At 42.2% G+C, this 12,232-nt stretch carries 8 protein-coding genes; 4 read left to right on the top strand and 4 right to left on the bottom strand.

Going from position 1 to position 12,232, the window contains the following annotated elements; translation table 11 throughout:
• Window positions 1-202 precede the first annotated feature (202 nt).
• Window positions 203-2,821 (bottom strand): aminopeptidase N, encoded by a 2,619-nt coding sequence (gene pepN / locus ACSJJG_RS11920; protein ID WP_481089472.1) that lies wholly within the window; start codon window positions 2,819-2,821, stop codon window positions 203-205.
• A 326-nt stretch (window positions 2,822-3,147) separates the two neighbouring features.
• Here pepN and pncB point away from each other — a divergent pair, with 326 nt between their 5' ends.
• From pncB to ACSJJG_RS11940, 4 genes are all read left to right on the top strand, one after another.
• The gene (gene pncB / locus ACSJJG_RS11925; RefSeq protein ID WP_481089473.1) at window positions 3,148-4,362 is read left to right on the top strand and encodes a nicotinate phosphoribosyltransferase; all 1,215 of its coding nucleotides are present in this window, start codon (window positions 3,148-3,150) and stop codon (window positions 4,360-4,362) included.
• Window positions 4,363-4,583: 221 nt separating this feature from the next.
• On the top strand, window positions 4,584-5,984 hold the full coding sequence (gene asnS, locus ACSJJG_RS11930; protein WP_481089474.1) for an asparagine--tRNA ligase: 1,401 nt from the start codon (window positions 4,584-4,586) through the stop codon (window positions 5,982-5,984).
• A 308-nt stretch (window positions 5,985-6,292) separates the two neighbouring features.
• Window positions 6,293-7,402, top strand: a complete 1,110-nt coding sequence (locus tag ACSJJG_RS11935; protein ID WP_481089475.1) for a porin — start codon at window positions 6,293-6,295, stop codon at window positions 7,400-7,402.
• A 242-nt stretch (window positions 7,403-7,644) separates the two neighbouring features.
• Complete coding sequence (locus ACSJJG_RS11940; protein WP_481089476.1) at window positions 7,645-8,835, top strand: amino acid aminotransferase; 1,191 nt, start codon at window positions 7,645-7,647, stop codon at window positions 8,833-8,835.
• Between the two features lie 72 nt (window positions 8,836-8,907).
• Here ACSJJG_RS11940 and ACSJJG_RS11945 read toward each other — a convergent pair whose 3' ends face one another.
• From ACSJJG_RS11945 to ldtD, 3 genes are all read right to left on the bottom strand, one after another.
• Window positions 8,908-9,540, bottom strand: coding sequence for an MBL fold metallo-hydrolase (locus tag ACSJJG_RS11945; RefSeq protein WP_481089477.1), 633 nt, complete (start codon window positions 9,538-9,540; stop codon window positions 8,908-8,910).
• 45 nt (window positions 9,541-9,585) lie between these two features.
• Window positions 9,586-10,134 (bottom strand): peptidoglycan L,D-endopeptidase MepK, encoded by a 549-nt coding sequence (mepK, locus tag ACSJJG_RS11950; RefSeq protein ID WP_481089478.1) that lies wholly within the window; start codon window positions 10,132-10,134, stop codon window positions 9,586-9,588.
• A 346-nt stretch (window positions 10,135-10,480) separates the two neighbouring features.
• A complete protein-coding gene (gene ldtD / locus ACSJJG_RS11955; RefSeq protein WP_481089479.1) occupies window positions 10,481-12,199 on the bottom strand; it encodes a L,D-transpeptidase in 1,719 nt (572 codons plus the stop codon).
• Window positions 12,200-12,232 lie beyond the last annotated feature (33 nt).

Here is a 12,232-nt window from a genome sequence, read left to right on the forward strand (position 1 = left end):
ACATTTTGAACTACACGCAATCTCATACATATATAATTGCTGCGCTGTTGTAGCAGGAAGAGAGCGTTAATTTACCATTATATGAGTAAACAAAAAAGCCCTCTCTATATAAGCAAGCAGGCAAAAACAAACCCCATTTAAAACAACAACGGGGTTTGTTCGCAATCTCATTTCCGACAATAACCGAAGAATATGTTACATATTAACTTTCAAGCGCCTTAGTAATCTTTTCGAACAGATCACCAGATAAGTTCTCTATTCCTTTCAACTGCTCCAGTGCCGCACGCATCAAAGCCTGACGTTTCTCATCGTAACGTTTCAGACGAATCAATGGATCAATCAAATGTGATGCTACTTGCGGATTCAGGCTATTCAGTTCGGTTAGCACTTCCACCAAGAATTGATAACCACGACCATCTTCAGCATGGAAGGCCACGGCATTTTTGCTAAAGAACATTCTCAACAGTGAATAAACACGGTTTGGGTTGCTCAAGCTGAAAGAACGATGTTTCATCAAGCCACGCACTTTCTCAAGCACATCAAAGGCCGGATTGGTTGCTTGCAGCTTGAACCATTTATCCATAACCAAGCCATTCTGATGCCAACGCTGATCAAATTCATCCATTAATTGATAACTGCAAGGCAATTCAGCTGATACAGCCGCAGATAAGGCAGCGATACTGTCAGTCATGTTATCAGCGTGATAATATTGCGCCGCCACTAATTTATCAGCCAACTCTTTGGTATCAATAAAGGCCAGATAATAGAGGCAGGTATTACGCAAGTCACGTTTCGCAATATCCTTATGCTCTATACGGTATGCGCCTGTCTGGAGACTATGATAAACCGCAGAAAACTCATCCGCCATTTCATTAGCCAGTGCCTTTGTCATGGCACGAATGACATCATGGATAGCTTTCGGATCTACTACCATAAGCAGTTCTGCCACTTCATTTTCAGACGGCAGGGTCAAGATCAATGCAGCCAGAGCCGGATCAATATCTTTATCCAACAATACAGCACGGAAAGCATCAATGACATGCATTGGCAATTCCAGTGGCAGGGATTTTTGGTGACGGGCAACATTCAGCTTCACATAGTTGGTTAGCAATGTCTGTGCCGCATCCCAACGGGAGAATTCATTACGCGCATGTTGCATTAAAAATGAAAGCTGCTCATCACTGTATGGATAATCCAATTTCACTGGTGCAGAAAACTCACGCAGTAAAGAAGGGACAGGCTGTGATGGAACATCATCAAAGATAAATGATTGTTCTGCATTAATAACATTTAAAACATGATGCACAGGCTGACCATCGCGGCGCAACAGGATAACCCTGCCTTGTTCATCATAAAGCTCCATATCCAAAGGAATATGTAATGGCTGTTTCCCTTTCTGATCTGCCGTTGGTGGCGTCATTTGGCTAACATGCAAAATATATTGTTGTTTTTCTGCATCGTATTCATCACGGACAGTCAGCACAGGTGTCCCGGATTGGCTATACCAACGGCGGAAGAGAGTCAAATCGACGTTTGAAGCGTCTTCCATCGCCTGTACAAAATCATCACAGGTGGCAGCGCTACCATCATGACGATGGATATAAAGCTGCATACCCGCCTGAAATTGTTCTTCACCCAATAAGGTGTGGATCATCCGAATCACTTCTGCGCCTTTTTCATAGACGGTCAACGTATAGAAGTTATTCATTTCCATCACCTGATCAGGACGGATAGGGTGAGCCATAGGACCGGCATCTTCGGCAAATTGTGCAGAACGCATAACACGCACATTCTTGATACGGTTAACCGAACGTGAACCCAGATCAGAGCTGAATTCCTGATCACGAAATACTGTCAGCCCCTCTTTCAGGCTTAACTGGAACCAGTCACGACAGGTAATGCGGTTTCCGGTCCAGTTATGAAAATATTCATGCCCGATCACAGCTTCAATGGCGAGATAGTCTTCATCAGTCGCCGTTTCCGTTTTTGCCAGAACATATTTGGAATTGAAGATGTTCAATCCCTTGTTCTCCATCGCCCCCATATTGAAGAAATCAACAGCGACGATCATATAGATATCAAGGTCATATTCCAGACCAAAGCGGGTTTCATCCCATTTCATCGAATTTTTCAACGATGTCATGGCCCAGTCAGCACGATCCAAGTTACCTCGATCAACAAACAGCTCCAGTGCAACCTCACGGTCACTACGGGTCACAAACGTGTCACGCAGGACATCAAAATCCCCCGCAACCAATGCGAACAAGTAAGCAGGTTTTGGGAACGGGTCCTGCCATTTTACCCAATGACGCCCATCTTCCAGCTCCCCTTGTTCAATACGGTTACCATTGGAAAGCAGGAATGGGTATCTGGATTTATCCGCAGTAATGCGAGTTGTAAAACAAGCCAGAACATCTGGGCGATCCAAATAATACGTGATGTGACGAAATCCCTCTGCCTCACACTGGGTACACAAAGCATCACCAGAGACATACAGCCCTTCAAGTGCGGTATTTGCTGCCGGGTGAATTTCATTCACAATTTTCAAAGTAAACCGGGCTGGAAGTTGTTCAATCAGCAACTTTCCATCCTGTTCCTGATAATGCTCCCACGCTTTATCATCGATATAGATGCCTTTTAACGTGAGATTTTCTCCATCCAAAACCAGTGGGGTAATGCCATTGACCTGACGTTTTACCTGACTGATTGCCGTCACCGTTGTTTTTTCAGCATCCAGTTCAAAATCGAGATCAATGTTAGTAATTGTGTAATCTGGTGTTTTATAATCCAGACGGTGTTTAACGAGTCGCTGTTGTGTCATAGGGAACCTTTTCCATTATTTTTAAAAGCATAAACGCTGCCATAGAGAAACTTTCCTTTCAATCAATAAGTCTCTTTTTTTAGATGTTAATAACTTATTAAATAAAGGTATAAACAATGTGGTCAGCATATTAGTACTTTCGTGCTAATTGTCATCTCATATCTCATTTAACATGATATTATCTATAAATGGATTAACCATAATCTTTAGATTCGGGAAAATATATGCAGTTATATGGCTTCAATAACCCAATAATCACGGTATACTCTCCCGACTTTATCGATTTAGCTGACACGAATATGCTCCGCGAGGATGCCTGACGCGCCATGACTTTAGACGCTACCCCGATTATCAAATCACTGCTTGATACAGATGCCTATAAGTTTCACATGCAGCAAGCAGTGTACCACCATTACAACAATATTCCTGTTGTTGCAGAATTTCGTTGCCGTGGTGATGAACGGCTCGGAGAATACGCCGAGTCATTACGTCATCAAATTGACATGATGGCAGACTTAACATTGACAGAATACGAAGTCGATTATCTTTCTCGCCTTCCGTTCTTCAAAGAGGATTACCTGAACTGGTGCAAAACATTCCGCTTTAATCCTAAACAAGTCGAAGTTTCTGTTACCCATGAAGGGCAATTAGCCATCCGCATTTCCGGTTTATGGCACGAAGTTATCTTGTGGGAAGTGCCTCTGCTTGCCCTGATCAGCGAATTGGTTCATCGTCATCACTCACCTGAAATAACGCCGGAAGATGCCGTTATTCAGCTGAGAAAACTGATAGAGCTGTTTTACAAAGACGCTGCGGAAAAAAATATCGATCTATCCGGTTTTAAATTAATGGATTTTGGTACTCGCCGTCGTTTTTCACACGCAGTGCAATATGCCATTATCAATGAGCTGAAAAATAGCTTCCCTTATTTGATTGGAACCAGTAATTATCAACTGGCAGAACAGCTTGATCTTCCGCCTCTCGGTACACAAGCCCATGAATGGTTTCAAGCCCACCAACAAATTAGTCCGGAACTTGCCAATAGCCAGAGAGCAGCACTCCAAACCTGGCTGAATGAGTATCCAAACCAGTTAGGCATCGCCCTGACTGACTGTATTACCATGGATGCTTTTCTGCGAGATTTTGACAAACCATTAGCAACAGCCTACCAAGGCCTGCGTCATGACTCAGGTGATCCCATTGAATGGGGTGAAAAAGCCATAGCGCATTACCAATCATTGGGTATCGATCCAATGACGAAAACCTTGGTGTTCTCTGACAGTTTGGATCTGCAAAAAGCACTGGCGCTGTATCACCATTTCCATAAGAGAATTAATGTTGTTTTCGGCATTGGCACACGACTGACTTGTAATATTCCGGGCATAAAGCCACTGAATATTGTTATCAAATTGGTCGAATGCAATGGTAAACCCGTGGCAAAACTGTCGGATAGCCCCGGAAAAACCATCTGTGAAGATGATGAGTTTGTCAACAGGTTACGTCGGGCGTTCGACATTCCCTATATAGAGAAAGTGGTATAGAAAAACGGCATAACCTGTCTAATTATCTTTTGCGTAACCGGCTTCATGCGGGTTACGCAAATAAAAAAACAACTTTTCCCTCTGTTTCCCCATTAAGACCCGCAATTTCCTCTTGTTTCCTGAGAGATGACAAGTAAGATAGGCAATCTGCTCCCTGACTAAGGGAGTATTTGGTAAATCTATCTAGTTATTAATCCACTATATACAAAAGAGAGAAATTTATGAGCGTAGCGCCTGTAGTCGATGTACTGCAAGGCCGGGTTCCGGTTGACAACGAAGTCACCGTTCGCGGTTGGATACGTACAAGGAGAGATTCTAAAGCTGGTATCTCGTTCCTCGCCGTCTATGACGGTTCCTGCTTTAATCCATTACAGGCCGTCGTTAATAATAATTTACCTAATTATCAGGATGAAATATTACATTTAACCACGGGCTGTTCTGTCGAAATCACCGGTACGGTGGTGGAATCGCAAGGTAAAGGTCAGGATTTTGAATTGCAGGCCACTAAAGTCGTTGTTGTTGGCATGATTGATGATCCTGATACTTACCCAATGGCGGCTAAACGCCACAGTATTGAATACCTGCGCGAAGTGGCTCATCTTCGCCCGCGCACCAATTTGATCGGTGCCGTTGCCCGTGTTCGCCATACACTGGCCCAGGCCCTGCATCGTTTCTTCCATGAAAAAGGCTTCTTCTGGGTATCCTCTCCGCTGATCACTGCATCAGATACAGAAGGCGCTGGCGAAATGTTCCGCGTTTCCACGTTGGATTTGCAAAACTTGCCACGCACAGATAAAGGCGAAGTGGATTTCAGCCAGGACTTCTTCGGCCGTGAAGCTTTCCTTACTGTATCCGGTCAGTTAAACGGCGAAGCTTATGCTTGTGCATTAAGCAAAATCTATACCTTCGGACCAACTTTCCGTGCAGAAAATTCCAACACCAGCCGTCACTTGGCAGAATTTTGGATGGTTGAACCCGAAGTGGCTTTTGCCGATCTAAATGATATTGCCAGGCTCTCTGAAGACATGCTGAAATATGTTTTCAGGGCTGCATTAGAAGAACGTGCTGATGATCTGGCCTTCTTTGCAGAACGAGTTGACAGCGAAGTTATCACTCGTCTGGAAAAATTTGTTGATTCAGATTTCGTTCAGTTGGACTACACCGATGCGATAGAAATTCTGGAAAATTGTGGTCAGGAATTTGAAAACCCTGTTTTCTGGGGTGTGGATTTGGCATCAGAGCATGAGCGTTATCTGGCAGAAAAACATTTCAATGCGCCAGTGATCATGAAAAACTATCCAAAAGACATTAAATCCTTCTATATGCGCATGAATGACGACGGTAGAACTGTTGCAGCAATGGATGTATTAGCGCCAGGCATCGGTGAAATCATCGGTGGTTCCCAGCGTGAAGAACGTCTGGATATGCTGGATCAACGTATGGAAGAAATGGAGCTAAATAAAGAAGATTACTGGTGGTATCGCGATCTGCGCCGTTACGGCACCGTTCCTCATGCCGGTTTCGGTTTGGGCTTCGAACGGCTGGTCGCTTATGTTACTGGCGTATCCAACGTTCGTGATGTTATCCCATTCCCACGGACACCAAGAAACGCAAGTTTCTAATGAATTAGCTCAATAAATAAGCTAAAAATCAATCCCATGAAAAGCCAGCGAAAGTTGGCTTTTTTTATTTTATAGCGAAAAGCACACTAAAAAAGTTCCCTGACATTTACATTTTGAAACATCTATTTTCACTTTGTTACTGATTCTGTGCTTTTGTAGCATTTTGAGGGTAGATAAAATTCATTACCAATGGAACACTGGTCGCCGACTAATAAGACACTCGATACCCACAAATAGTTCCAAAATTTTTTAGTGTTCTATTTCTGGCAGTGGCAGGTGTCTAGATAACACCAATGAGGGTAATAATAATGAAACGCAATATTCTTGCAGTGGTAATTCCAGCTCTGCTGGCTGCTGGTACAGCAAACGCAGCTGAAATTTTTAATAAAGATGGCAACAAACTGGATCTGTACGGTAAAGTAGACGTTCGTCACCAAATCGCTGATGAAAGAAGCGGCGAAGATGGCGACGATTCTTATGCTCGTATCGGTATCAAAGGCGAAACTCAGATCACTGACCAACTGACTGGTTTTGGTCGTTGGGAATACAACCTGAAGGCTAAGGGCGCAGAAGCTGATGGTGCAGATACTGCTACTCGTTTAGCTTTCGCTGGTTTGAAATTCGCTAACTACGGTTCACTGGATTACGGTCGTAACTACGGCGTAAACTACGACGTTAACGCATGGACTGACGTACTGCCAATCTTTGGTGGTGACTCCATGTCTAAAACTGATAACTACATGACTGGCCGTGCTACCGGTCTGTTGACTTACCGTAACACTGACTTCTTCGGTCTGGTTGACGGCCTGAACTTTGCCCTGCAATACCAAGGTCAAAACAGCGAGCACACCAAAAATGACCGTAGCGGTACTACAGCAAACGGCGATGGCTACGGTTTGGCTACTACCTATAACGTAGGTTACGGTATCACTGTGGGTGGTTCTTACGCTAATTCTACTCGTGCAAACGATGATTGGGATAATAATGCCTATGCTAAAGGTGAACGCGCTGAAGCATGGAACTTGGGTGCTAAATACGATGCTAACAACGTATATCTGGCAGCAATGTACGGCGAAACCCGTAACATGACTCCTGGTTCAGCACGGTTTAATGGTGTGGAAGCAAAAGGTGTTGCTAATAAAACCCAGAATATCGAATTAGTTGCACAATACCTGTTCTCTGATTTCGGTCTGAAACCATCTCTGGCTTACGTTCAGTCTAAAGGCAAAGAGCTGGGTGAAGGCGAAAAACGCTACAGCGCTGACCTGGTTAAATATGTTTCTGTAGGTACTTACTACTACTTTAACAAAAACCTGTCTACCTACGTTGATTACAAAATCAACCTGCTGGACAAAAACGAAGGAACAGACGCAGGCGCTCGCAACGTATTCGGTGTTGGCCTGACTTATCAGTTCTAATTACTGTTGATGAATTATTTAGCGAAACGCTAATCGATTTATCTCAGAAAAAGCAGCGCTGCGGCGCTGCTTTTTACATTTTACCTCACTGTTTTTTCAGGCTCTTTTCTCCACTCCGTAAACCACTTCACAAGATTTTATTCTTTTTGCTACAAGTGGTTGGCAAATGAGTTCCTTAAGGTTACCCTGAGCGGCGTATAACTTATTTTGGGCTTAACTCTCCGAGTCTTGGAATCAAAAAAATGTTTGAAGAAATCACAGCAGCGCCTGCCGACCCTATTCTTGGTTTAGCCGATAGCTTTAAAACCGATCCCCGTGAAAACAAAATCAATTTAGGTATCGGCGTCTACAAAGACGAAACCGGTAAAACCCCTGTTTTAACTACTGTTAAAAAAGCAGAGAAATTCCTGCTGGAAAACGAAACTACCAAAAATTATCTGGCAATTAGTGGATTACCTGAATTTGGCCGCGTCACTCAGGAACTGCTTTTCGGTAAAACCAGCCCTATCGTCACTGACAAACGCGCCCGCACTGTACAAAGCCCAGGCGGAACTGGCGCACTCCGTATTGCCGCTGACTTTATTGCTAAACAGACCAATGCAAAACGTGTCTGGATCAGCAACCCAACCTGGCCAAACCATAAAGGCGTTTTCTCCAGTGCTGGCTTGGAGATCCGCGAATACAACTATTACGATGCAGAAAGTCATGCCTTGGATTTCGATGGCATGTTGGCAAGTTTGTCTGAAGCACAAGCAGGTGATGTCGTTCTGCTGCATGGTTGCTGCCATAATCCAACGGGTATCGATCCAACCGTTGAACAGTGGCAAAAACTGGCTGACTTATCTGCTGCAAATGGCTGGTTGCCCGTATTCGACTTTGCTTACCAAGGTTTTGCCAAAGGATTAGATGAAGATGCAGAAGGCCTGCGTATCTTTACCAGAAACCACAATGAATTGATCGTAGCTAGCTCTTATTCCAAAAACTTTGGTCTGTACAATGAACGTGTCGGAGCTTGCACCATCGTTGCAGCAGACAGCGATACTGCCGAAAAAGCATTCAGCCAGGCAAAATCCATTGTACGTACCAACTACTCTAACCCGCCAGCGCACGGTGCTTCTGTTGTGACAACCATTCTGTCCAATGATGACCTGAAAGCAGAATGGATTCAGGAATTGGCAACAATGCGTGAACGCATTAAACGTATGCGCCAACTGTTTGTAAACACCTTACAAGAAAAAGGTGCGAAGCAAGACTTTAGCTTTATTAGCGCTCAAAATGGTATGTTCTCATTCAGCGGATTGACTAAAGAACAAGTTGATCACCTGCGTGAAGAGTATGGTATTTACGCGGTTAGCTCTGGTCGTATCAACGTAGCGGGTCTGACACTGGAAAATATGGTTCCTCTGTGTGAAGCTATCGTTGCAGTAATCTGAGTTTCTCAAAAGCCGCTGACAAAGCGGCTTTTATCTTCTTCACATTATCTTACGACAAAAAAACGTTTGCGATTAATCCTGTAAGAATGGATTGGTTTTCCGCTCATGTCCTAAAGTTGACATTGGGCCGTGACCAGGTATGAATTGATACTCGTCCCCCAATGGTAATACTTTTTTCTTAATAGATTGAATCAATTCATCATAGCTTCCACCCGGAAAATCAGTGCGGCCAATACTGCCCTTAAACAATACATCTCCCATTGAGATGATTTTATCGGTGTGGTTAGCAAGGATAATATGCCCCGGTGTATGCCCCGGACAGTGCAAAACGGATAATTCAATACTGCCAATTTTTAGTGTATCCCCTTCATCAAGCCAACGATCTGGCGTAAAAGAGGGGCATGGTTCAACACCAAACATTTGGCATTGAATTTCCAAGCCTTCTATCCAAAAAGCATCTCCCTTATGTGGCCCGTAAACAGATACGCCAAAATGCTTCGCGACTTCGACAGTAGCACCGACATGATCATAATGACCATGTGTCAGCAAAATTTGGGTGATTTTCAGCCCACGACGCTCTATTTCAGCGATAAGTTGTTCAGCATTACCACCAGGATCAACAATCGCCGCTTCCTGAGTTTCTTCACACCAAATTAATGTGCAATTTTGCATCGCCCTTGTGACGGGGATAATGTGGTATTTCATTATATTGTTTCACTCCACAATCAAGACTCATTATAAGTAATAAGATTACCACGTCCTGACCGGGCCTGTATCAATATGAATAAAATTACTCTTTGGATAAAACCCTACTCCCCCTGCCCGCATTTTCAGTGCCGCCTTACGAATATGTGTGAGATGAATACCATCAATATGGAAATCCATGGCTTGTCCACGGGTATGATAACTATGTTTTGCCACGCCACCACTGGCGTGACGCAACATATTATTTGTTGCCAAGGAACGATAACCCGAAACTAATTGAACAGGTTTATTTATTCCCATCAGCATTTGCAATAAATAAATTTGATCAAATAATTTCGGGTCAATGTTTTTAACCTTATTTTGTCGAAAATCGCGGAATAAATAATTCAGGCGAGCCAATTCTGATTTATTATACCGATGACCATCAAAGAATTCGGCTTTGAGTGTTTCTCCGGTATGCAGGTTATCAAAACGTAAAATTCGAGGACGTGGCGTTGTCAATGCAGCCAAAACCGATTGAGGTAATAAACTTAGTCCCAATGCGGCCACACTTATACCGAGCCACTTTCGGCGATCATGGTCAATGTTATTCATGGATAATATGCCCTGCTATTCTTTAATGTATTAATACTATCTAAATGCATTTATAATTCAACTTAATCATCTAGTAAGACATCAGAAAATAAAAAATAGTTTCAATCATTTTGTATTTTACTGTAAATTTACCACCTTATTATTGTGATCTATCTAACATAATTGATAATATTAGAATTGTAATCAATAAAAAACAGCTCATTAAAAACAAGCCATAGTAAAAAACACTTTTAAAATAATGAGTAATAAAAGATAACAGAGAAGAAAACATTATTTTCTTCTCTGTTTACAATATAGATATCAACACCAATTTTATTTCTTTAAGTTTCATTGGTAACGGAAGAAATTATAAATCATTTCTGGCTACCAAGATCTTGTCAAGTAACGCTGAATGCTGCCTTGCATTCATATCATAATTATAGATATCATCTCGGTATTGTGGTTTCCCTCCCTTATCGACCCACGCTGTTTGATAATAGAGAAACACAGAAATTCTTTTGGGAATATTGACATATTTTGTTGACCATGTTTTCAATGAACTATTAACTTTAGTTTTATCCCAACCCGCACCTCCCAACAACATATTAGCCAATTCAGGTGCTTTATTGACACGCACGCAACCAGAACTAACCGCCCGCATTTCTCGGCTGAAAGAAGCTTGATTAGGTGTATCATGCAAATAAATGGCTTCTGAATTTGGCATATTAAATTTAAAACGCCCCAATGAATTAGTTGGGCCTGGTGATTGCCTAATACGATAAGGGAAATTACTCGGTGTTATTACGCCCCAGTTAATAGACGAAGGATCGATAACTTTAGCGTCATTGCTCCAACTGGAAAAGACCGTATAACCACGCGTACGAAAATAACTTGAGTCACGCATCGCCCTTGGTGCAATATCTTTTCGGGTCATGCTGGTGGGTACATTCCACGGAGGATTGATCACCACATTATTTAATTCACTACTCATGATAGGTGTTTTTCGGCTGGGACGCCCGACGACGACTTTAGAACTCAATACTTCTTTGCCATCCAGATAATAGAAAAGTGAGTAGTCAGGGATATTAACTAAAATACCTGTAGGAATATCTCCGGGAATAATTCGTAATCGTTGGATATTTAAGGCCATAATACGAGCGCGAGTTTGTGGGGTCGTATTTAACCATGCTTTAGTGGATTTACCGATAACCCCATCGGCTGATAACCCATGTAAGGCTTGAAAATGTTTTATAGCCGCTGTTAATTCTTTATCATAAACCCTACTATCGGATTTGGCAGAAGATAAATCCAATATCCCTGAACGAGCCAATATTTTCCTTAATACAATAACACTTTCACTACTTTGTCCTGGTCTTAAAGTTCCTTTAAATGAAAACTCAGTCCATGGCCGTTGATCAGCCAATTGGAACCGCATCTCCTTACGCATATTTTCATACATGGGATGATTCGGTGATAAACGCGTAATATAAGAAAAAATGCTATTGCTATTGATATGCTGTTGCCATGTATTAATTAAAGAGGACGGAGGTAATTCAAGCTTATAAGGAGACTTACTATATAACCATGAGATGCCTTTTTTATCAACATTATTAATAAAATGGAGATAACCTAACATAGCATCAGATAAGATAACATCACGCCCTATTTCACTTAATTCAGGAGAATGAAGTTGTATCAGCCATTTTTCGAATTGAGGTTGAAAACCCGCTAGCGACATTTCAACTAATTGTTCTTCAAATTGCTTAATAGCTTTATTATCTGACCACAATGGTTGCATTTTATTGTTAGCATATAAATTTGTTAAACGATCAAGAAATATCGGTTTTACTTGTTGTGGTAACCAATTTTGTAACTGTTTTCTATTTTCATCAATAGAATTCACTGGAGAAATAGGAATTGTCTTATCAATTAAAATAACAGAACCTTCTATTTTTGGTTCTGTTGGTAATTGTTGCATACCACTTGATGACAGTCCACCTTGTTGATTTGCAAGAGTTCCTGCTGATACCACCAATGTGCTACAGATAAAAGAAACTTTCAGTAACCTGACCGTGTTCTTCACCATAAGAACTCACCTCACCTTATTATATATGCAGCT

It is taken from the genome of Xenorhabdus sp. SGI 60 (assembly GCF_056632175.1).